Here is a 22,744-nt window from a genome sequence, read left to right on the forward strand (position 1 = left end):
CGTTTAGTTCAGTGACATACAGCGAGCCCGACGATCGTCGACGCGTTTCGCGAACCACGCCGTGGTGAGATTGCGTGTGATCTTCGGGCTTTCAAGCTGAATGCCCGGCAAAACTTCTCTCGGCAACGCGTTGCCACTCTTCTGCTCCGCCAGCTTAAACACCTGCTGATAAAGATCCGTTTTCTCAAATGCCAGGCTGTCCCCTTTCTCCAGCTGACGGCGGATCTCGCTGTTGCTCATATCCAGTTTGATCGCCAGTTTGCGCACCGCCTGCTCGGTTGTGCCCGCCTCGCTGCTGCCGTAAGCAATCAGATCGCCATCCAGTGCCAGCTTCGCGCCCGTCGCGCGGTTTACCGCATTCTGGAAAGCGGCGTTACGGCTGGCATACCAGCCCGCGTTGAAATCAGCAAAACGATACAGCGGGGCGCTGTAGTTGGCGGGATAATTCAGCAGATGGTAAGTGCCGAACCACAGCCCACCGCGCAGAGAAAACACCTCCTGGCGCACCGTACCGTCGATTTCCCACGGATAGCCGCGGGTATGTTTCTCGGCAAAGTCGATGCTGACCTGCATCGGGCCGCCTGTGTGCACCGGATTCAGCGAGCCAAACAGCTTCTGCCCCATCGGCACCATATCGATAAAATCATCGAAAATGGCGCTCAGCTGTTTCTCGGTTTTAACCGTATCCAGCCGCTCGCTGTAGCTTTTGCCGTTAGGCGAAGTGATTTTGAGCGCCGTGTGGACGAGAAAAACCGGGATGTGCATTTTTTCTGCCCGGCGGTCTATCTCCTTCCAGGCAATTTTGTTAAGCCCAGGCACCGCCGGATCGGACTGGTACATGGACTCTTGCTGCGCCACCGCCAGCACCGAGCAGATATTCTCCTCGGTCGGGGCAAGCTTCTGGCTCTCGAAGGTTTTCGCCAGCACGATTGCCCAGTCGTCGCGATCTTTGACGCTGGCGGGCATTTTCTGACGCACCACGCTTGCCACATCAACAGGCTTTTCGCCCTTTTTCAGCGGCGCGGCACCTTTGTCGGCGCATCCGACCAGCACGAGAGCGGCCAGCAGTGATAAGGGTAACGCGCGTGGTACGGCAAATGGCATAGCAACTCCCTGTTTTAACCTAATGTGTTGGTCACTTCCTGCAAGTTCTGGTCGTCCAGCTCGCGTTCGAAACTGCGCAGACGCTTATAGATCGACATCAGCTCAACCAGCGTAGTCCATGATGCAATCAAATACTGGAACGAACCGCGAACCTGACCGAAAACGTTGGTGATCTGAGTCATCAGACCGAGCGTAATCGTACCTGCCACAATCGACGGGAACAGCAGGAACAAACCGAAAACGTTATCAACCTGCAAATATAAGATGCGGGCGATGTTGAAATACATGTAGTGGAAATAGAGGCGGAAGTAGTTGCGACGCACCGCGCCAAACAGCTCGCGAACGGTCGGTGGTGAGGCGCGTTCAGGGTCGTCTTCCCCGTAGACCAGCTCTTTACGGTAGGCGGCTTCCACGCGCTGGTTTTTGAACTCCAGCCCCGGCAGTTTTATCCCCACCGCCGCCAGAAGCCCGGTCCCCATCAGCGACCAGACGATAGCCGCAATCACCAGGCCATAAGGCAGATGGCCGACAATCGGCAGCTCCGGAACGTGCGCGGAGAGCGTGACGAGCACCGGCAGAAACGCGATGAGGGTCATAATGGCGTTGATAAAGCTCACGCCCATATCTTCCAGCGTGGAGGCGAAACGCATCGTATCTTCCTGCACACGCTGCGCGGCCCCCTCGATATGACGCAGCTGCTGCCAGTGCGCCATATAGTGTTCGTTCATCGCGGTACGCCAGCGAAAGACGTAGTGGCTGACGAAGAAGTTATTCATGACACCGATAATAACTGCGATCAGCGCGATGCCGAGGAAAATCCCGACTTCATGATAGAACTGATTGATGGTGACTTTGTGCGGAGAGCTGAGCGCGGTCTGAATCAGATCGTAGAACGGCGCGTACCAGGCGTTGACCGCAACGCCGACCTCCACCAAAAACCAGGTGACAAAGATGATTAGCGCTGTGCCGAGAATCGACCAATACTGCCAGCGATGCGGCGCATAGCTGAACCAGAACAGGGCAAACAGCCCTACGCACAGCGCATAGTAGGCGTAAAACAGCAGATAGCTGAGGGACCAGAAGCGCGCCGCGCTGATAGGCACATCGCCCGTTGCGCCGGTTATGCGCTCAATCCACGCACCGCCACCCGCCTGCCAGAAAATGACGGCGATCAGCGCCCAAATAAACGCCGAGAGAAAAAAGGGTCCCGGCTTTGGGAAAAAAGACTTAAACATGGTGCTTCCTTCTTGTTGTTATGGCGTTGCTGTGTTCAACAAAATACCACACGAAAAACCCGCCACGCGCCGCTCACCGGCGCATGCAGAAAAAATAGACCTGTGGTTTATAGGTTAGTTCGCCTGCCACCCGGCAAGAATTGTTTCGGTGAGTTTCACAGTGGGCGCATTACCCGGTGCGCTAAGGGTGCCCCAGACCTCGTTATAGTGCTTAATCAGCACCTGCGCCTCGGCCGCCGGGCGATGTGCGGTGGTATGCGCATCTTCCGCCACCGTGATGTGATAGCCCCGGCTCACGCCATTTTTGAGGGTGGTGTCCACGCAGTAGTCGGTTGCACACCCGCAGATGACGAACTGCTGAATACCGTGTTCTGTTAACAATGCTTCGAGCTGAGTGCGATAGAACGCATCGCAGGCGGTTTTGGTGACATAAAACGCCCCCGCTGGCTGATGCAGATCAGGCAGCAACGCAAAACCTTCGCTCCCCTCCTCCAGTCCACCCGCTTCGATGTGCTGAATAAATATCACCGTATCGGCGGCGTGCGTAAGCTGATTGATTCGCGAAACGCATTGTTCGCGTTGAATACGAGGCGTCGCAAACACGCCCTGCTGCATATCGACCACCATCACCACACGTTTATCAGCCATCACCGTCTCCGAAGAATTGAGTCATACCAGCCCCTATCATAAGCCCGATGTCACAAAACAGGAGACTGATTGCAACGAAATTGTTCTTATTTACCCGTGGTTACGTTTTTCCCGCTATCGTTATGCAATTCGGCCCTTTGCACCGCGCCGTTTAGTAGTATAAATACGCATTACTTCTTTCATTCACTTCATGGATGCTTTTCGTTGAAACGTTGTCTGCTTTCCTTCGCCGCGCTGTGTGCGGTGAGCCTAACGTCTGTCCAGGCTGCCCAGCCGCTGACGGCACCTGTTTTCGCTTCTGATATCGCGGACCGCTACGCCAATCTTATCTATTACGGCAGTGGCGCAACGGGTATGGCGCTGGTCGTGATTGATGGCAATCAGCGTGTGTTTCGCAGTTTTGGTGAAACGCGTCCTGGCAGCAATGTCCGTCCACAGCTTGATTCGGTCATTCGCATTGCCTCTTTGACCAAGCTGATGACCAGTGAAATGCTGGTGAAGCTGCTCGATCAGGGCGTGGTCAAACTCAACGATCCCTTAAGCAAATTCGCACCACCTGGGTCGCGCGTGCCTTCTTATCAAGGGACACCGATTACGCTGGTGAATCTGGCGACGCACACCAGCGCCCTGCCGCGTGAACAGCCCGGCGGCGCGGCGCATCGCCCAGTGTTCGTCTGGCCGACGCGCGAACAGCGCTGGACCTACCTGACAAACGCCACGCTGAAATCCGCGCCTGGTGCTCAGGCCGCCTATTCGAATCTGGCGTTCGATCTGCTGGCCGATGCGCTGGCGACGGCATCGGGAAAACCTTATACCCAGCTGTTTGAAGAGCAGATCACACGGCCTTTGGGGATGAAAGACACCACCTTTACGCCGTCTCCCGATCAGTGCAAGCGCCTGATGGTGGCGGAGAAAGGGGCAAGCCCGTGTAATAACACCCTGGCAGCGATTGGCAGCGGCGGGGTTTACTCCACGCCCGGCGATATGATGCGCTGGATGCAGCAGTTCCTCTCGTCCGATTTCTACGCCCGCAGCAATCAGGCCGATCGCATGCAGACCCTGATTTATAAACGCAATCAGCTTCATCGCGTGATTGGGATGGATGTCCCAGGCAAAGCCGATGCGCTGGGCATGGGCTGGGTCTATATGGCACCAAAAGATGGACGTCCGGGTATTATTCAAAAAACGGGCGGCGGCGGCGGATTCATCACCTATATGGCGATGATTCCGCAGTCAAATGTCGGTGCGTTCGTGGTGGTCACCCGCTCGCCAAATACCCGGTTTATCAATATGAGTGATGGGATCAATAATCTTGTGACCGAACTGAGCGGAAATAAAGCCCAGGTCGTTCCCGCATCCTGATCGAATTAATATTCTGCGGGCAAACGGTTGATGCTAACCAGTTTGCCCCGGTTCATATTAATATAATTCCCCTGGCGTAAAGCCGACAACACCTCCGCCACAACGGAACGCGAAATACGCGTGCTGCGCTGAATATGATTCATCACACCAATTTTAGAGCGCAGGGTTTCATCCCATTCCGCCATATCCAGCAGCATGGCACGAATCTGGCTGTAGGAGTTATTTCCGACCAGTTGCATATCCCGCTTTTCTAATATTCGGTTTATCCATGACAGCCAGCAAAATGCGTCATGCCAAAGATGAGATTGCTGAATAATTTGACGGGCAGTGGCGGCCGGAAGATAAAAACCGCTGCAGGATGAGTGTGCCACCATCGTATATTCCTGCAGGTGTTCCATCATTCCCGCCGTGAGGCCAAGAATGAAAGGGGTCGTCACTATTCCGAGGAGAAGATCGTCGGGCCGACGATGGATTGCCACTATTCCCGTCTGTATGACAAAGGTATGTTGTTCTTTATCGAAGCATTCATGGTAAATAATATTATGCGCAGAGGCTTTAAAGGGTGTGCTCTCGGCTTTCAGACATTGCTCGAGCCGTTTAAATTCAGAAAGGGGTTTCGCATCAGGATTCATACAGACCTCAAGCTATCCTTACTTATCGGTGCTGTTTCATTATTGTCGTTATAGTTAAAAACGCGGGGAGAGGAACCTCCCCGCGATTCAGGCATTACCAGGTGTATTTCACACCCAGGTTTGCGCCCCAGTTTTGGTCAACATCACCGCCACCAAGGTAATTAGCTTCCGTATAGGTGCTGAAGTTTTTGGTGAAGCTGAACTGAGTGCCCAGACCAACACGCACAGCAGACCCTTTCACGCCGTTGTCGATGATGTCGCCGTTGATATCCGCATCGTTGCTTGCATCGTCATAAACGTATGCCAGCGTGAAGTGCGGAGTCAGTGCCTGCTCGCCACCGTAGTTGAAGGTATAGCCCGCATCGATACCTGCTTCGTAACGCATGCTGTCGTAGGACTGACCGTCCATACGCATGTCGTTGCTCAACTGATAATCGTCGCCAGACTGGAACAGCCCAGACACAGCGGCGTACGGCGTGACATAACCAGAAGTATTTGGTTTCCAGTCGTAGCCCAGTTTCAGACCGAAGCCCCAGGCATCCGTAGTGGTGTTACCGTCCACATACTGGCCGTTGCTCATGGTGGCAGAGAGATCGTTATTGAAGCGGGTATAGCTCAGTGAGCTATCAATAAAGACGTTGTTAACAAAGTACGCGGATGAGTAGATCATCGCCGTCTGGCTATCCTGATCAACCTGACCAGAATGATCGCTCACGTCGCCTTTCGCGAAGCCTGCTGCACCACCCAGGATCCATTTGGCGTTATTGCCGTCAATCTGCGTGTCCAGACCAACCATTACGCCGTTAACATCCTGATCGTAGCTGATTTCGCCGTTATCGCCGTCGAAGTTGCCACCGAAGTAGCTCACCCACGCGCCGCCTTTGTCTGCCAGGCCATGACGGCTGTTGGTCAGACGGTTACCCACGGCATCCTGCTCCAGATTCCAGATATTGGTGTTTGCAGAAGGAATGCTGAGTGCCATGTTCGCGTAGTCAGTCAGCTCTTCCTGATGCAGCACCACGCTGTCGCCCTGCTGCTGCGCCTGGTAAGTATAAGCGCCCAGATCGGCTTTGTTGGCTGCGGTGAAGGTTGCTTGTGTGTCTGCATTGTTGTCATAGACACGAATGACTTCATTGCCTTTATAGTCAGCAATGGAACCTGCACCCGTCGCATTGTCGATACGCACTTTGTAGTTACCTGCGGCTTCGCCGTTCACCGCCAGGTGACCGTCGGAGTTCAGCGCAACCACGCCGTAATCGTAATCGGCTTTGCTCTTATCGTTGGTAACGTAACGAGCGTTGTTCAGGTCGGAATTCAGCACGTAGTCACGGCTCGCCACGTTCAGCACACCGCCATCCGTCAGCACCATGTTGTGCGTATCAACCTGACCCAGACCAAGCGCCAGTTCCGCACCGTTATCCACGGTAATGGTGTTGGCATACAGCTCAGCGGTCTCTTCCGTCAGCGCAGCCTGGCTGTAGCTGTCGAGATAGAGACTGTTTGTTGCCACGCCACCGCTATCGCCAATATTCAGTGATGAGCCGTTGGTGAGGGTGATGCTGTCAGCCAGCAGGCCAGAGTTTTCAACATTGACCTGTGACTGGTTTTTTACCGCCAGCGTGTCGATGTTGGAGAGCTTACGCGTATCCCACTCAGACGCGTTGTCCAGAGTGATGTTAAACAGGCCGCTCTGATAAACCTCTTCACCGGCGACATGGGAATTAGTATCGAAGGTAGAATCTGGCCAGATACTATTTGGTGACAGCGTAGTCCAGTCAACGCCGGTATAACCCAGACCGTACATCTGTGCAGTACCGATAGCTTCAACGCTGGACTGTGCTGCGCCAACCCACTTACTGCCGTTGGTTAAGGTCACATCCAGTTTATCGGTGCCATCCCAGCCGTTGGTGGTTGGGTTATAGACGCCATCGTCTGTCGTATCCGTCGCCGGATCGCCGTTCTCAAAGAAGTTGTTATCGAAGGTGCTGGAGAACAGGATGTCGCCTGTAACGGTGGAGTGATCAAACGTCGCGGTGGTCTGCATGGCGTTGTCTGCACCGCTTGATGCAACGATCAGCGCTGCATCGTCCGCTGCTGTGGCATTGGTTTCGCCATAGTCACTCGGCTTCGCACTTTGGCCATAAAAACCGTTGGTCCCCAGATCGCTGTAAGCACCGGAAGTCAGTACGGAATCTTTCACCACCAGCGTATCCGTAAAGACATGGTTGCTATTGGCTACACCTTCGACGTCATCATAAGGCGTATTATCAACCTGCTGATAACCCTGAGTCAGGGTAATACCCGCAACGTGGGAGTTATTCTGGATAACAATATCGGATTCAGTGTCCAGCGTAATGGCATTACCTGCGGCATAGGTATCGAGATAATGGGTTTCGGTTTTATCACCATTCACAACGTCATAAGCATAATGCTCATAGGTATCATTGATGGTGGAATTATCTACCGTCAGGCTGAAACGATCGTACTGAGAATGTGTCGTACCGTCCGCATCTAATCCCTCTGCGCAGGTGTCAGACTTGCACTCAGAGGTGATCATTCCATTGATGGTGCTGTTTGAAATGCTCAGCGCATTGGCACGACCACCCACACCATCGTCCAGATAGTACGTGGAAATAACGCCATTCACGGTGGATTTATTGATGACAGGATAAATATCGCCATCGTGGCTGGCGTCTGAATATCCCCAGTCTGCATACCCGTCAAACCAGGGGGTAGAGACCGTGTTGTCATAGCCGAAGGTATTATATGTTGTACCGGAAATGTCCTTAGCATTAGCCTGAGAAGCGATAGCCAGCGTGCAGGCTAATGCAATTTGAGATACGGCGAGTTTCTTTTTCCATGTTTGCATTGAGTCAATCCCTCCTCAGGGACGTAAGCAAGTTTGTCCGTAAAAACACAAGTGCAACTAAATATCGTGCGGTGGGAATTATGCGACCTCACTTCAAAAAGGTTCAATGAATGATTCCATTAAGTCCGTATCCAGACAAATAACAAAAAGAGTTCTGCAGATATAAATAAGAAATTATCAAAGCGTCATAAACACAATGAATTACACGCGTTTTCAACCATGTTAATTAATATATTTACGCCCAATGAAATATGTCAGAAAAATAGTAATGGCAGCACTAAGAAATATCATGAATAAATTAAACGCTTTGCTCAGGTTACTTTCAAATAGAGAATAACCGGATGCCCTTGCTCTGGTGGCAACATTTTTCCCTGCACTTCTCACCGCTTTTCTAACAAAACCACCACTTTCGTAAAACAGCGAACGGTCATTTCAGGTACAATATGCGCTATTGTTCTACAGACATCAGGCATCCCATGACCGATTTAATTGCACGTCCCCGTCGCCTGCGCAAATCCCCCGCGCTGCGCGCTATGTTTGAAGAGACAACACTCAGTTTGAACGATCTGGTGTTGCCGATTTTTGTTGAAGAAGAGATCGATGACTACAAAGCCATCGACGCCATGCCGGGCGTTATGCGCATTCCGGAGAAACACCTGGCGCGTGAAATTGAGCGCATTGCCAACGCGGGCATCCGCTCGGTGATGACCTTCGGGATCTCGCACCACACGGACGCCACCGGCAGTGATGCACTGAAGGAAAACGGCCTTGTGGCGCGCATGTCGCGTATCTGCAAAGAGGCCGTGCCGGAAATGATCGTCATGTCCGACACCTGTTTCTGCGAATACACCTCTCACGGCCACTGCGGTGTGCTCTGCGATCACGGTGTGGATAACGATGCCACCCTGATTAACCTCGGCAAGCAGGCCGTCGTTGCTGCCGCAGCCGGCGCAGATTTCATTGCGCCTTCAGCGGCAATGGACGGCCAGGTGCAGGCGATTCGCCAGGCGCTGGACGCGGCTGGATTCACCGATACCGCGATCATGTCCTACTCCACCAAATTCGCCTCTTCCTTCTACGGCCCGTTCCGCGAAGCGGCTGGCACTGCGCTGAAGGGCGATCGCAAAACCTATCAGATGAACCCACTCAACCGCCGCGAAGCAATCCGCGAGTCTCTGCTGGACGAAGCCCAGGGTGCCGATTGCCTGATGGTCAAACCCGCCGGGGCTTACCTGGATATCCTGCGCGACATCCGCGAGCGTACCGAGCTGCCGCTGGGTGCCTACCAGGTGAGCGGCGAATACGCGATGATCAAATTTGCCGCGCAAGCGGGTGCGATCGATGAAGAGAAAGTGATCCTCGAAAGCCTGGGCGCGATCAAACGCGCGGGGGCAGATCTGATCTTCAGCTACTTCGCGCTGGATCTGGCCGAGAAGAAAATCCTGCGTTAATTCGCCCATGTGCCGGGTGGCGGCTTCGCCCTGCCCGGCCTGTTCCTGTCCCTACGAAACTTCATCAAACTGCCATACAAACGACATCGGGTGCTTCTACTGTCTCGGCAAGACGACAGGAGAAACCATCATGTTCAGTCTCGATAGCGTTCTTGACGATCTCTGGCCTCAGGCGAAACCCGCCCCCTGGCAAAAAAGCCTGTTAAAAAAGCTGTTCTACGAAGACGAGTTCCAGCAGTTCGCCGCCCGACACCGCCACCTGAAAGGGCTGGATATGGTGGAGCAGATTCTGGAACATCTGGATATTCTCTGCACTCTCTGCGCACGCGACCTCGAACAGATCCCCGAATACGGCCCGCTGATTATTGTTGCCAATCACCCCACCGGCACGCTGGATGGTCTGGCGCTACTGTATGCGGTTTCCCGCGTACGTCGCGATGTGAAAGTGGTCACCAACCGAATGCTGACGCACCTCGAACCCCTCAGCTCGCTGTTTATCCCGGTGGACAACATGGGCGGAAAAACGGCGAAATCGTCGCTCGTGCAGATGGAAAACCACCTGCAAAACGCAGGTGTGCTGATCTTTTTCCCGGCAGGCGAAGTCTCACGTCCGACCCGCAAGGGTATCCGCGATAAAAAGTGGCATTCTGGCTTCATCAAACTGGCCAGCAAACTGCGCGCGCCGCTGCTGCCCGTTCATATTCAGGCACATAACAGTGTGCTGTTTTATGCCTCCACGCTGGTCTCACCGACACTTTCGCTGCTGCTGTTAATGCAGCAGATGTTCCGCCGCCGCCACAGCACCTTACCGATAAAAATCGGCCAGCAGATTGCCTGGAGCCACTGGTTCAGTTCAACCCTTTCACCCCGTGACATGGCCGAGCAATGCCGCCAGCACGTGATGCGTCTTGGCAAGGGATTGCCGGGGAGGTTCAAAACCCAGTGCGCTATCGCCCGCCCGGAAGATCGGGCCACGCTAAAACGCGAGCTGGCGCTGGCTGAATGCCTCGGTAAAACCGCCGATGGGAAAGGGATTTATCTGTGGCAACGCAACGGACAAGAAGACGCGCCCCTGCTGCGAGAACTGGGGCGTTTACGTGAGATCGCTTTTCGCGCCGTGGACGAGGGCAGCGGTAAGCGTCGCGACACCGATAGCTACGACGATGATTATCTGCATCTGATCCTGTGGGATGACGAAGAGCTGGAAATTGTCGGCGCCTACCGCTTTATCCCCACCGCAAAACAGCTTGCGCATCGCGGGCTGGAGGGTCTGTACAGTTACAGCCTGTTTCACTACGACGACAAAATGCAGGACGTGCTGGAGCACGGCATCGAGCTTGGCCGCAGCTTTATTCAGCCGCGCTACTGGGGCCGCCGTGGACTGGACTATCTATGGTCAGGGATTGGGGCTTATCTGGCGCGTTACCCGCAATATCGCTATCTGTTCGGTCCGGTGTCCATCTCCGGTGGGCTGCCTCCTGCCGCGCGCGATCTACTGGTGGCGTTTTACCGTCTGTGGTTCCCGGCCAGTCACCCGTTGGCCGCCTCCCGCCAGCCCTATCCGGCATCATTGCCCGATGTGCTGGCGCAGTTTGGCGGCGTGAATTACGTCGAGGATTTAACAAAGCTCAAGTCGCTGCTCGGGAATCTGGGCTGCGGCATTCCCCCGCTCTACAAACAGTATTCCGAACTGTGCGAGCCAGGCGGCGTGCAGTTTATCGATTTCGGCAGCGATCCGGCGTTCAACAACTGTGTGGATGGGCTGGTGCTGGTGGATTTATGCTATCTGAAGGCGAACCGGTATCAGCGGTATATTGAGGCACATCTTTAACTTTTTTGCCGGGTGGCGGCCTCCCCCTACCCGGCCTGTAAAACGCAGGGCGGGAAAGCGTTGCGCCACCCGAAACCATTATGACGCGCGATAAAATGGCTTATCGCCCAATATCGTCGCCCGCTGCATTATCCTGCGCTGCGGCAGATAATCAGCATTGGCGTAATGCTGCGTCACACGGTTATCCCAGATCGCCAGATCGTTTTGCTGCCAGCGCCAGCGCACCTGGAACTCCGGCTTCGTCACATGTGCAAACAGGAACCCTAACAGCGCCTCGCTCTCTTTCTGGCTCAAATCCACAATTCGGGTGGTAAAGCCTTCATTCACAAACAGCGCCTGCTTGCCCGTGACCGGATGCGTGCGCACCACCGGATGCAGCAGCGGCGGGTGTTTCGCGACCGCCTCCTGCCAGCGCTGATGCTCCTCTTCCGTTTTGCGGTACTTATATTCCTGGAACGACTTCTTGAAATCGTGCTCCGCCCGCAAACCGCTCAGCAGCTGTTTCAGCGGCGCCGACAGCGCCTCAAAGGCGGCAATCCCACTGGTCCATAAGGTATCGCCCCCGGTTTCCGGCAGCAGCTTGGCCGCCAGAATCGCCCCGGCGGGCGGCGTTTCGATAAACGTGACGTCTGTGTGCCAGTTGTCGTTATCCGGTGGATTATCGTTATGGGTATCCAGCACGATAATTTCTTCCACCCCTTCCGCGTGCGGATAGACCGGGTGAATATGGAGATCGCCAAAACGGAGTGCCAGGGCGCGCTGCTGCTGCGGCGTGACCGCCTGCTCGCGCAGAAAGACCACCTGATGGCGCAGTACCGCGTGGTACAACTGCTCAAACTGGTTATCACTCAGGGGGCGCGTCACGTCGAGGCCCGAAATCTGCGCGCCGATATAAGGTCCCAGCGGGGTAATGGTCAGACGTTCACTCATTGTATCTCTCCATGCCAGGGCGTCAGGCGACGCTGTAACGCGCGCAGCCCCAGTTCTAAACTAAAGGCAATCACGGCAATGACCGCGATCCCTGCCAGTACCACATCCGTCGCCAGAAATTCGCCTGCCGACTGCACCATAAAGCCAAGCCCGCGCGTTGCGGCAATCAGCTCTGCCGCCACCAGCGTCGACCAGCCCACGCCTAAACCAATGCGCAAACCGGTTAAAATCTCCGGCAGCGCGCCGGGTAAAATCACAAACCACAGCACCTGTGCGCGACTGGCTCCCAGAGACTGCGCCGCGCGGATCCGCACCTGCTGGGCGCTCTTTACCCCCGCCAGCGCCGACATGGCGACGGGGGCAAAAATGGCCAGATAGATCAGCAGGATCTTTGAGGTCTCACCGATACCAAACCAGATCACCATCAGCGGCAGATAGGCCAGCGGCGGCACCGGCCGATAAAGCTCAATCAGCGGATCGAGGATCCCGCGCACGGTCGGGCTTAGCCCCATCGCAATCCCCACCGGAATACCGACGATCACCGCCGCCAGCAACGCCACCAGAATGCGCCCCAGGCTCGCCGCCAGATGCTGCCATAAGGTCGCATCCATAAAGCCTTGCGGACCGGCGATGGAGACCAATTTCGTCAACACCTGACCCGGCGGGGGCAGAAACAGCGGGCTAACCCACTGCTGCGCCGCCACCGCCCACCATATCGCCAGCAACACCAGCAAGGTGCCTGCGCTCAGGGTGATCTGACGTGAAAACGGCCAGCGGAGGGTGAAACGTTTTCCGGCCCGTTTTTCGCTAAAAACAATGCTCATGAGAACGCCTCCCGCTGCTCAAATACACGGCTCAACACGTATTCGCGCTGAGCAATAAAGTGCGGATCGGATTTGATGCTGCGCACCGGTTCCCCTGCCACGTAGCGGCGGGCAAAGTCCAGCGGCAGACGCTCCAGCACGCGGCCCGGTCCCGGTGACAGCAGCACCAGTTCGGTGGCCATAAACACCGCCTCTTCGATATCATGCGTAATCAGCAGCACCTGCTTACCCGTTTCGTGCCACAGGCGCAGCAGCAGGGTTTGCATCTGCTCGCGGGTGAAAGCATCCAGCGCGCCAAACGGCTCATCCAACAGCAACAGCTGCGGATTGGCTGCCAGCGCACGGGCAATACCGACTCGCTGACGCTGGCCGCCCGAGAGCTGCCAGATAAAGCGTTTTTCCGCCCCTTCCAGCCCCACTTTTTTCAGCATCTGGCGCGCCGTCTCAAGACGCCCGGCACGCTCGGCTCCCGCTAATTGCAGACCGAAGGCCACGTTCTCCTGCACGTTGCGCCAGGGCAGAAGCCCTTCGCTCTGAAAGACCACGCCGCGCTCGGCGCCGGGGCCTTCCACGCGTTTACCTTCCAGGTGAATGGTGCCGTGCTGATACGGAACAAACCCGGCGATCAGATTGAGCAGCGTGGTTTTCCCGCAGCCGGAAGGCCCAAGCACCACCAGAAGCTCACCGCTATCCAGCGTCAGATTGATATCGTCCAGCGCAGGTTTCCCGCCGTAGCTGGCGGACAGGTTTGTAATTTGCAGCATCACGGCCTCCCGTTACTTCACAAAACGATCGGTCACGAACTGGCTGTAATCCGCCGCCACCGCAGGTACTTTGCCCTGCTCTTTCAGGAACCCGGCAGTATCGACAATCGCTTTATTCACCGGCCCGGACAGCTGCTGCACCTGTTGCGCAGGCGTCAGATAGGTGTTGCCCTTCACCAGCCCCGGCACGTCGGATTCAGGCACCCCACTCAGGCGCGAGAGTTTTTCCAGATTGGCAGGCTGTTTCAGCCACTCATCCGGATTTTCGATATAGGGCTGTTGGGCGTCGATGGCACTCTTGGCGAAGGCTTTCACCACCTCAGGATGTTTCTCGGCGAAATCCTTGCGCACCACCCAGACGTCCAGGGTCGGCGCGCCCCACTGACCCACTTTTTCCGAGTCGGTCAGCACGGTGCCGTCTTTTTCCAGTTCGTTGACTGCCGGTGCCCAGACATAGGCCCCGTCAATATCCCCGCGCTGCCAGGCGGCGATAATTGCCGGCGGCTGCAGGTTCAGAATCTGCACCTGACCCGGCTTGATCCCCCAGTGTTTAAGGGCCGCCAGCAGGCTGTAGTGGGTGGTTGAGATAAACGGCACCGCGATGCGTTTACCGATCAGATCTTCGGGCTTAGTGATATTTTTCTTCACCACCAGCGCTTCGGAATTGCCGAGCTGCGAGGCCAAAAGAAACACTTCAATCGGCACCTGCTGGCTGGCCGCCACGGCGAGCGGGCTTGAGCCGAGATTACCGATCTGCACATCACCCGACGCCAGCGCCCGCACGATGCTCGCGCCGCTGTCGAACTTGCGCCAGTCGACCTTTGCCCCACTCTCTTTGGCGAAGGTGTTGTCCGCCTGCGCGACTTTCGCCGGTTCAGCGGAGGTTTGATACGCGACGGTCACATCGACCGCCTGCGCCTGAAATGCCCACAGCGCCAGTGCGCCGAGTAATGTGATACGCGATGAAATTGCCATAATGTCTGCTCCCCTCTCTTGTTATGGGAGCAGTATTTCTGGCGCGGGAATTTTGATAAAGGAATAAAAAAGAATCTGTAATTCCTAACAGTTTTTAGAAAAAAAGTGGCAAAGGATAGTGAATTTCGTGCAGATAGCATTCCGTCTGCACTGGCCGCCCGACGTCTTTATTGCAATTTTGTTACATTCGTTCCATATCCGTGCGCACACGATTGCCAGCCGGGTGGCGACAGGCATCATAGAGCCAGTATTCAGCCAGGGTAGATGAAATGATCAAAGTGGTGCTGGTGGATGACCATGTGGTAGTGCGGTCGGGTTTTGCGCAGCTGTTAAATCTGGAGGACGACCTGGTGGTCGAAGGCCAGTACAGCAGTGCGGCTGACGCCTGGTCGGCGTTAACCCACAGCGAGATTGACGTCGCGGTGCTGGATGTCGCCATGCCCGATGAAAACGGGCTTAGCCTGCTCAAGCGTCTGCGCCAGCAGCGCCCGACGTTTCGCGCCATCATTTTGAGCATCTATGACACGCCCGCTTTCGTGCAAAGCGCGCTCGACGCCGGAGCCAGCGGGTATCTCACCAAGCGCTGCGGCCCGGAGGAGCTGGTGCAGGCGGTGCGCTCCGTCGGCATGGGCGGCCACTATCTCTGCGCCGACGCGGTCAAAGCCCTGCGTGGCGGCCAGCCGGTGTCGAAAGTGCTCGATGTCCTCACCCCGCGTGAGCGGGAGGTGTTCGACCTGCTGGTAAAAGGCGAAAGCGTCAAGGCCATCGCCTTTACCCTCGAGTTGAGCCATAAGACGGTTCACGTCCACCGCGCCAACGTGCTGGGAAAATTGCAGTGCAGCAGCACCATTGAGCTGGTGCATTTCGCTCTCGACAATCAGCTGCTGACGGGCCACTGATGCGGCGCTCCCTGCGGCACATTGTTCTCTCCCTGTTTATTATGCTGGCCTGGGGAACCGGCTGGCTGATGCTGTGGACGCTCAGTTTTTATCTCACTCACAACGGCCAGCAGGCGGTGCTTTTTCTGCCGCAGGGCGTCTATCTGGCGCTGCTGATCCTTTTGTCGCGCCGTTTCTGGCCCGCCGTGGTATTGCCGACGCTCGCCGCCATTCTCTGGCTGCACAGTGAGCAGTTACTGACAAGCTATCTGATGCTGGCTGCGCCGCCCCTCGGGCTACTCAGTGCTTACGCGGTGCAACGCTACTGGCACCGTTTTCCCCTGTACTGGCAGCGACTGTCGCTGCTGATTGCGGCGGTGAGCGTCAACGCGCTGCTGCAAACCCTGTGCCTCGCACCGTTTCTGCAAAGCCCCGCCACGCTCCTGGGGCTGGCCTCTTTTACCGGCGGCGTGCTGCTGACACCGTTCGTCTATCTGGTGTTTGAGTTTTTACGCCAGCAGCATCGCTACCATCTTCTCGGGCTGGACACGACCAATCCGCCCCTGCGCACGTCGCTGATCATCTGGTGCAGCCTGTTTTTCATCATCGGGATCGGCACGCAGATGGTGCTCTCCCCCGCTCTGGAACGCCTGTTGCTGATTGTGGTGTTCCTGCCAAACGTGGTGATGGCGTGGAAATTCGGCTGGCAGGGCGGCGTGCTCTCCGGTCTGCTTGGCAGCATGATGATCACCATTGCCCGTCAGGTGGGCGTAGGGTTTACGGACCTGCTGGAACTGGAGATTTTTCTCGCCACCCAGTCCCTGCTTGGCATCGGGCTGGGGATCGCCATCAGCCGTCAGCAGCAATTGGCGCTGAATCTCGATCACTATCGCCGCAGGCTCGAAGCGGAGCTGCAGGCCCGTCGGGCGCTGACCGAAAAACTGATCCACACGGAAGAAGATACCCGCAAGCATCTGGCGCGCGAGCTACACGACGAAATCGGCCAGAACATCACGGCGATTCAGATCCAGTCCCAGTTAGTCAAACGCGCGGGAGATACCCCCCTGGCGGTGGAAGCCGCCGGTCAGATCAACGAGCTGGCGCGACGCATCCACCATTCGACCCGCCAGCTGTTGCGCCAGCTGCGTCCGCCGGTGCTGGATGAACTCTCGCTTCAGGAGGCGCTGCACCATCTGGTGAACGAATTCGCCTTTGCCGAGCGCGGCATCGACTGCCGTTTTGACTGGCAGCTGGCCGCGCCGCCGCAAAACGAAACCCTGGTCTTTACCCTCTATCGCCTGTTGCAGGAGTTGCTGAATAACGTCAGCAAACACGCAGACGCCAGCGAAGTGCGGATCGTCTTGCGCCAGCACAATGGCCGCCTGTTGCTGGAGGTCACGGACAACGGCAGCGGAATTGCACCGGACAATGCGCCCGGCTTTGGTATTCAGGGCATGCGCGAGCGCGTACACGCCCTGGGCGGTGAATTCACCCTTGAGTCGCAGGGCGGCACGCGCGTAATTGTTAACCTGCCCACAATTTTGCAACAAACACCGCACTAACCAGGAAAAAGTCTTAGTCACTCCAGACTTTCTCTCATCCCTTTTGCCTTGCACTTCCCTACAGTCAGCTCAAACGGAGAACGCCATGCACGCACTGTCTGCTGAACAGATTTCTCAACGCTATCGGGCCCTGCGCCCACGCTTGTTGCTGTGCATGGTGGTGGGCTACGCGGCGTTTTACCTGACGCGCAAAAGCGTCAATTACGTTCTGCCCGCCCTGCAGATGGATTTGGGACTGAGTAAAAGCGATATCGGGCTTATCGGGTCGCTGTTTTATCTGAGCTACGGTCTGTCGAAATTTGCCGCCGGACTGTGGCATGACCGCCACGGACAGCGGGCGTTTATGGGGATCGGCCTGCTGGCCACCGGGGTGCTGAACGTGCTGTTTACCTTCAGCGATTCGTTTGGCCTGCTGCTGTTCATCTGGACGTTGAACGGATTCTTTCAGGGATGGGGCTGGCCGCCCTGCGCGCGCCTGCTCACTCACTGGTATTCGCGCAACGAGCGCGGCTTCTGGTGGGGATGCTGGAATACCTCCATCAACATCGGTGGGGCGATTATTCCGCTGATATGTGCCTTTGCCGCCCATCTCTGGGGCTGGCAGGCGGCGATGCTGACACCGGGGATTATCAGCATTGTGCTCGGCATTTGGCTGACCACGCAACTGCGGGGGACACCGCAGGAAGAGGGTCTGCCAACGGTCGGGCAGTGGCGCAACGATCCGCTGGAGCTGCGCCAGGAGCAGCAAAGTCCGCCGATGGGTTTGTGGCAGATGTTACGCACCACCATGCTGCAAAACCCGATGATCTGGCTGCTCGGCGCCTCCTATGTGCTGGTCTATTTGATCCGCATCGCGCTGAACGACTGGGGGAACATCTGGCTATCGGAGAGCCACGGCGTCAATCTGCTCAGCGCCAACGCGACGGTGATGCTGTTTGAGGTCGGCGGTTTGCTCGGCGCGCTGTTCGCCGGATGGGGCTCGGATCTGCTGTTCAGCGGGCAGCGTGCGCCGATGATTTTGCTCTTCACGCTGGGTCTGATGGTTTCTGTCGCCGCACTGTGGCTGGCGCCGGTTCACCACTACGCCCTGCTGGCGATCTGTTTTTTTGCGGTCGGATTTTTTGTCTTTGGGCCGCAAATGCTGATTGGTCTTGCCGCCGTCGAATGCGGACACAAGCAGGCGGCAGGCTCAATAACCGGTTTTCTCGGCGTCTTTGCCTATATGGGGGCGTCGCTTGCCGGATGGCCGCTGTCACTGGTTATTGAACATTACGGCTGGTCGGGGATGTTCAGTTTGCTCTCCATCGCCGCCGTACTGATGGGTTTATTACTGATGCCGCTGCTGATGTCGGGCATCACCGCTTCTCGCAGTCACATAACGTCTTAAAAGGGCTGAATAATGAAAACAACGCTTCTCTCTACCCTCATTGCTTCCGGGATCGCGCTGGCTACCTTGACCGGTGCCGCACAGGCCAAAGGCCGTCTGGTGGTCTATTGCAGCGCCACCAACGAAATGTGCGAAGTCGAAACCAAAGCGTTCGGCGATAAGTACGACGTCAAAACCTCGTTTATCCGCAACGGCTCCGGCAGCACGCTGGCGAAAGTCGATGCCGAGAAGAAAAACCCGCAGGCAGACGTCTGGTACGGCGGCACGCTGGACCCTCAGTCTCAGGCCGGGGAAATGGGGCTGCTGCAGCCATACAAATCAAAAAATCTTGAGCAGATCATGGAGAAATTCCGCGATCCCGCCAAGGTGAAAGGCAACCTCTCCTCTGCCGTTTACGTCGGTATTCTGGGCTTTGGCGTCAACACCCAGCGCCTGAAAGAGAAAAACCTGCCGGTACCGAAGTGCTGGAAAGATCTGACCAAACCGGAATACAAAGGCGAGATCCAGATCGCCGATCCGCAAAGCTCCGGCACCGCCTATACCGCACTGGCAACCTTCGTGCAGCTGTGGGGCGAAGATCAGGCGTTCGACTATCTGAAACAGCTCAACGGGAATGTCTCCCAGTACACCAAATCCGGCATCGCCCCGGCGCGTAACGCCGCGCGCGGTGAAACAGCGATCGGCATTGGTTTCCTGCACGACTACTCGCTGGAAAAAGAGCAGGGCGCACCGCTGGAGCTGATTTCGCCGTGCGAAGGCACCGGGTATGAGATCGGCGGTGTCAGCATTCTGAAAGGCGCGCGTAACGAAGAGAACGCGAAGCTGTTCGTGGACTGGGTGCTGTCAAAAGAGGCGCAGGAGCTGGCGTGGAAGAAAGGCAAATCCTACCAAATCCTGACCAACACTACCGCCGAGACGTCGCCGAACTCCCTGAAACTCGACGATCTGAAGCTGATTAGCTACGACATGGACAAGTACGGCTCAACGGATGTGCGCAAAGCGCTGATCAACAAATGGGTCAGCGACGTGAAGATGGGTAAATAAGCCCGCGATACGTGGTCAATGCCGGGTGGCGTCAGCGCGTGACCCGGCCAACATTTTCCTCAACACCCGGAAAACTTATGTCACACACACTCGCTCTTCATCCCGTCAAAAAACGGGATGCGGTATTCCTGTGGGTTTTAGTCGGCTGGCTGGCGTTTGCGCTGCTGCCGAGCTGGAGCCTCGATTACGGCCTGCTGGAGTCGACGCGCGAGGAGATTCTCGACGCCTACAGCTGGTCCCATTTCAATATCAGCTGGCTGTGGTATTTGCTGCCAAGCCTGCTGCTGGTGCGGCCGTTTAACGAAGCGAAGCGCGAGCAGCGCAGCCGCCACTATCTCGACGCCGGTTGGGCGCTGCTGTGCATGGCCTTTATCGTCGTCAGCGCTACGGTGGAAGGACGCGGGTTAGGCTTTGCCACCATTGTGCTGTTCGTTGCTCTCGGCGCGATTATGACTCTGGCGCTGACGCGTCTGGAATGGCTGGGCGGCGACCGCTTTGTGATTGGCTCGCTGATCACCATTGTGACCCTGATCGGCATCTTTATCGTCTGGCCGAGCATCGCGATTTTCATTCCGATGTTCACCAACGACGCCGGGGAGTTCGCCCCGCTGGCCTTTATGAATGTGCTGTCGCAGGCGCACATCGTGCAGGTGATTATCAACTCCGTGCTGCTGTCGATTGCCGTCGGTATCGGCTGTACTTTCTTCGGGCTGGTGCTGGCGATCTACACCACCCGCATCGCGAAACGCAGCGCCATCATTGGCCGCATCTTCTCGATCCTGCCGATCGTCACCCCGCCGTTTGTGGTGGGTTTAGGCGTGACGCTGATGATGGGCCGCTCCGGCTACATCACCGAGCTGATGGTCGACTGGTTCGGCCTGACCAACACCAACTGGCTGTACGGTTTCACCGGTATCTGGCTGGCGCAGGTGCTGGCGTTTACCCCGATGGCTTTTATGATCCTCGACGGCGCGATCAAAACCATTCATCCCTCGCTGGAAGAGGCGTCCTATACGCTGCGCGCCAGCCGCTGGCAGACCTTTAACGGCGTCTTCGTGCCGCTGCTGAAACCGGCGCTCGCCAATGCGTTTCTGATCGTGATCGTCCAGTCGCTGGCCGACTTCAGTAACCCGCTGGTGCTCGGCGGTAACTTCGACGTATTAGCCACCCAAATCTACTTCTACATCACCGGCTCGCAGCTCGATTATCAGGCCGCCAGCACCCTCGGCGCGTTCCTGCTGGTCTTCTCCCTGCTGGTGTTCTGCATTCAGTACATGTGGATCGGTAAGCGCTCGTACGTCACGGTCTCCGGCAAATCCTACCGTGGCGACGTGCAGCCCCTGCCGGTGACGCTGGTGTGGAGCGTGGTCGCCCTGCTGACGGTGTGGATCGCCTTTAACGCCCTGCTTTACGGTAGCATTTTCTACGGCAGCTTTACGGTCAACTGGGGCGTGGATTACACCCTGACGCTGGATAACTTTATCAAGCTGTTCGGCCAGGGCATGAGCGACGGCGCATGGCCTTCACTGCTCGATACCCTGCTCTACGCCGGGATCGCCGCGCCGATCACCGCCGGTTTTGGTCTGCTGATCGCCTGGGTCGTCGTGCGCCAGCAGTTCAAAGGCAAAAAGACCATCGAATTCACCACCATGCTGTGCTTCGCAGTGCCGGGTACCGTGGCGGGTGTGTCGTACATTCTGGCCTTTAACAGCGCCCCGGTTTACCTCACCGGCACCGCGGCGATTGTGATTATTTCGATGGTGATGCGTAACGTGCCGGTCGGCATTCGCGCCGGGATTGCGGGCCTAGGGCAGATCGACAAATCGCTCGATGAGGCCTCTCTTAGCCTGCGTGCGGGCTCCCTGCGCACCATCACCCACATTCTGCTGCCGCTGTTGCGCCCGGCGATTCTGTCGGCGCTGATCTACAGCTTCGTGCGTGCCATTACTACCGTCAGCGCCATTGTGTTCCTCGTCACGCCAGACACCCGCGTGGCCACGGCCTACATTTTGAACCGCGTGGAAGACGGCGAATACGGCGTGGCGATTGCCTACGGCTCAATCCTGATTGTGGTCATGCTGGCGATCATTTTCCTCTTTGACTGGCTGATCGGTGAGGCGCGTACCTCCCGTTCCAAAGCTAAAAACCAGGCGTAAAACTATGACTCAGAAACATTTCGTTGAACTGCGCAATGTCACCAAGCGCTTCGGGAATAATACCGTTATCGAGAACATCAACCAGGCGATCCCGCAGGGACAGATGGTGACGCTCCTCGGCCCGTCCGGCTGTGGGAAAACCACCGTTCTGCGCCTGGTCGCTGGGCTGGAAAAGCCGACTGAAGGGCAGATTCTGATTGATGGTGAGGATGTGACTCATCGCTCCATCCAGCAGCGTGATATCTGCATGGTGTTCCAGTCTTACGCCCTGTTTCCGCATATGTCGCTGGGCGAGAACGTAGGCTACGGCCTGAAAATGCTCGGCGTGTCGCGCGCGGAAACCAAAGCGCGGGTGAAAGAGGCGCTGGCGATGGTCGATCTGGAAGGATTTGAAGATCGCTATGTCGATCAGATCTCCGGCGGCCAGCAGCAGCGCGTGGCCCTGGCGCGTGCGCTGATCCTCAAACCGAAAGTGCTGCTGTTTGATGAGCCGCTGAGTAACCTCGACGCCAACCTGCGCCGCAGTATGCGCGACAAAATTCGCGAGCTGCAAAAGCAGTTCAACATCACTTCACTCTACGTCACGCACGATCAGAGCGAGGCGTTTGCGGTGTCGGACACGGTGCTGGTAATGAACAAAGGCAATATTATGCAGATCGGTTCGCCGCAGGATCTCTATCGCCAGCCCGCGTCGCGTTTTATGGCGAGCTTTATGGGCGATGCAAACCTGTTCCCGGCCCGCTTCAGCGACGATTACGTGGAGATCCACGGCTATCGTCTGCCGCGCCCGATGCACTTTGCGCATGAAGGTTCCGGCTCCGTCGGCGTGCGCCCGGAAGCCATCACCCTGAGCGAACGCGGAGACGACAGCCAGCGCTGTACTATTCGTCACGTCGCCTACATGGGGCCGCAGTACGAGGTAATTGTGGAGTGGCACGGGCAGGAGATTTTGCTGCAGGTTAACGCCACGCGTCTGCAGCCCAACGAAGGCGACCATTACTACCTGGAGATCCACCCGTACGGCATGTTTGTGCTGGCAGACGCGGCGTGAGTTTGCCCGGCAGCGCTACGCGTGCCGGGCCTGCGGGTTTT

At 56.7% G+C, this 22,744-nt stretch carries 18 protein-coding genes; 9 read left to right on the forward strand and 9 right to left on the reverse strand.

The features are described 5' to 3' along the window. Window positions 1–3 precede the first annotated feature (3 nt). From OVA10_RS19850 to OVA10_RS19860, 3 genes are all read right to left on the reverse strand, one after another. The gene (locus OVA10_RS19850; protein ID WP_268196663.1) at window positions 4–1,104 is read right to left on the reverse strand and encodes a DUF1615 domain-containing protein; all 1,101 of its coding nucleotides are present in this window, start codon (window positions 1,102–1,104) and stop codon (window positions 4–6) included. A gap of 14 nt (window positions 1,105–1,118) precedes the next feature. Continuing rightward, a complete protein-coding gene (gene sbmA / locus OVA10_RS19855; RefSeq protein ID WP_102104331.1) occupies window positions 1,119–2,339 on the reverse strand; it encodes a peptide antibiotic transporter SbmA in 1,221 nt (406 codons plus the stop codon). A gap of 114 nt (window positions 2,340–2,453) precedes the next feature. Beyond that, on the reverse strand, window positions 2,454–2,987 hold the full coding sequence (locus OVA10_RS19860) for an isochorismatase family protein (protein ID WP_268196664.1): 534 nt from the start codon (window positions 2,985–2,987) through the stop codon (window positions 2,454–2,456). Between the two features lie 204 nt (window positions 2,988–3,191). Between OVA10_RS19860 and ampH the strand changes: the two genes are divergently transcribed. Continuing rightward, window positions 3,192–4,349, forward strand: a complete 1,158-nt coding sequence (gene ampH, locus OVA10_RS19865; protein WP_181827394.1) for a D-alanyl-D-alanine-carboxypeptidase/endopeptidase AmpH — start codon at window positions 3,192–3,194, stop codon at window positions 4,347–4,349. A gap of 5 nt (window positions 4,350–4,354) precedes the next feature. Here ampH and OVA10_RS19870 read toward each other — a convergent pair whose 3' ends face one another. After that, window positions 4,355–4,981, reverse strand: a complete 627-nt coding sequence (locus OVA10_RS19870; protein ID WP_181827393.1) for a helix-turn-helix domain-containing protein — start codon at window positions 4,979–4,981, stop codon at window positions 4,355–4,357. Window positions 4,982–5,075: 94 nt separating this feature from the next. Beyond that, on the reverse strand, window positions 5,076–7,850 hold the full coding sequence (locus tag OVA10_RS19875) for an autotransporter outer membrane beta-barrel domain-containing protein (RefSeq protein WP_268196665.1): 2,775 nt from the start codon (window positions 7,848–7,850) through the stop codon (window positions 5,076–5,078). Window positions 7,851–8,326: 476 nt separating this feature from the next. Here OVA10_RS19875 and hemB point away from each other — a divergent pair, with 476 nt between their 5' ends. Together hemB and OVA10_RS19885 are read left to right on the forward strand one after the other, a co-directional pair. Further along, the gene (gene hemB, locus OVA10_RS19880; protein WP_100777467.1) at window positions 8,327–9,301 is read left to right on the forward strand and encodes a porphobilinogen synthase; all 975 of its coding nucleotides are present in this window, start codon (window positions 8,327–8,329) and stop codon (window positions 9,299–9,301) included. 130 nt (window positions 9,302–9,431) lie between these two features. Then, window positions 9,432–11,132: a lysophospholipid acyltransferase family protein gene (locus tag OVA10_RS19885; RefSeq protein WP_268196666.1), complete on the forward strand. Its 1,701-nt coding sequence runs from the start codon at window positions 9,432–9,434 to the stop codon at window positions 11,130–11,132. Between the two features lie 78 nt (window positions 11,133–11,210). Here the strand turns inward: OVA10_RS19885 and tauD are convergent, their stop codons facing one another. Genes tauD through tauA form a run of 4 tightly spaced genes read right to left on the reverse strand, consistent with a single transcriptional unit; the run spans window position 11,211 to window position 14,625 of the window. Next, window positions 11,211–12,062 carry a taurine dioxygenase gene (gene tauD, locus OVA10_RS19890; RefSeq protein ID WP_123429407.1) on the reverse strand — a complete coding sequence of 284 codons (852 nt, stop codon included), beginning with the start codon at window positions 12,060–12,062 and terminating at the stop codon, window positions 11,211–11,213. Then, the gene (gene tauC / locus OVA10_RS19895; protein ID WP_181827390.1) at window positions 12,059–12,886 is read right to left on the reverse strand and encodes a taurine ABC transporter permease TauC; all 828 of its coding nucleotides are present in this window, start codon (window positions 12,884–12,886) and stop codon (window positions 12,059–12,061) included. The genes tauD and tauC overlap by 4 nt, the downstream gene beginning before the upstream one ends. Further along, window positions 12,883–13,650 (reverse strand): taurine ABC transporter ATP-binding subunit, encoded by a 768-nt coding sequence (tauB, locus tag OVA10_RS19900; protein WP_102104338.1) that lies wholly within the window; start codon window positions 13,648–13,650, stop codon window positions 12,883–12,885. The genes tauC and tauB overlap by 4 nt, the downstream gene beginning before the upstream one ends. A 12-nt stretch (window positions 13,651–13,662) precedes the next feature. After that, window positions 13,663–14,625: a taurine ABC transporter substrate-binding protein gene (tauA, locus tag OVA10_RS19905; protein WP_095280932.1), complete on the reverse strand. Its 963-nt coding sequence runs from the start codon at window positions 14,623–14,625 to the stop codon at window positions 13,663–13,665. Between the two features lie 269 nt (window positions 14,626–14,894). On the opposite strand from tauA, the gene OVA10_RS19910 reads away from it, so the two are divergent. The 6 genes from OVA10_RS19910 (at window position 14,895) to fbpC (ending at window position 22,703) form a co-directional block, all read left to right on the forward strand. After that, the gene (locus tag OVA10_RS19910; RefSeq protein ID WP_100777483.1) at window positions 14,895–15,524 is read left to right on the forward strand and encodes a response regulator transcription factor; all 630 of its coding nucleotides are present in this window, start codon (window positions 14,895–14,897) and stop codon (window positions 15,522–15,524) included. After that, window positions 15,524–17,065 carry an MASE1 domain-containing sensor histidine kinase gene (locus tag OVA10_RS19915; RefSeq protein ID WP_268196667.1) on the forward strand — a complete coding sequence of 514 codons (1,542 nt, stop codon included), beginning with the start codon at window positions 15,524–15,526 and terminating at the stop codon, window positions 17,063–17,065. The genes OVA10_RS19910 and OVA10_RS19915 overlap by 1 nt, the downstream gene beginning before the upstream one ends. 85 nt (window positions 17,066–17,150) lie before the next feature. Continuing rightward, complete coding sequence (gene uhpC, locus OVA10_RS19920) at window positions 17,151–18,452, forward strand: MFS transporter family glucose-6-phosphate receptor UhpC (protein WP_123429411.1); 1,302 nt, start codon at window positions 17,151–17,153, stop codon at window positions 18,450–18,452. A gap of 12 nt (window positions 18,453–18,464) precedes the next feature. Further along, a complete protein-coding gene (locus OVA10_RS19925) occupies window positions 18,465–19,496 on the forward strand; it encodes an ABC transporter substrate-binding protein (protein WP_100777486.1) in 1,032 nt (343 codons plus the stop codon). 77 nt (window positions 19,497–19,573) lie between these two features. Beyond that, the gene (locus OVA10_RS19930; protein ID WP_268196669.1) at window positions 19,574–21,652 is read left to right on the forward strand and encodes an ABC transporter permease; all 2,079 of its coding nucleotides are present in this window, start codon (window positions 19,574–19,576) and stop codon (window positions 21,650–21,652) included. Between the two features lie 4 nt (window positions 21,653–21,656). Further along, window positions 21,657–22,703, forward strand: a complete 1,047-nt coding sequence (fbpC, locus tag OVA10_RS19935) for a ferric ABC transporter ATP-binding protein (protein ID WP_268196670.1) — start codon at window positions 21,657–21,659, stop codon at window positions 22,701–22,703. Window positions 22,704–22,744: the final 41 nt, after the last annotated feature.

The sequence above is a fragment of the Lelliottia sp. SL45 genome, assembly GCF_026672535.1.
Lineage (GTDB): Bacteria > Pseudomonadota > Gammaproteobacteria > Enterobacterales > Enterobacteriaceae > Enterobacter > Enterobacter nimipressuralis.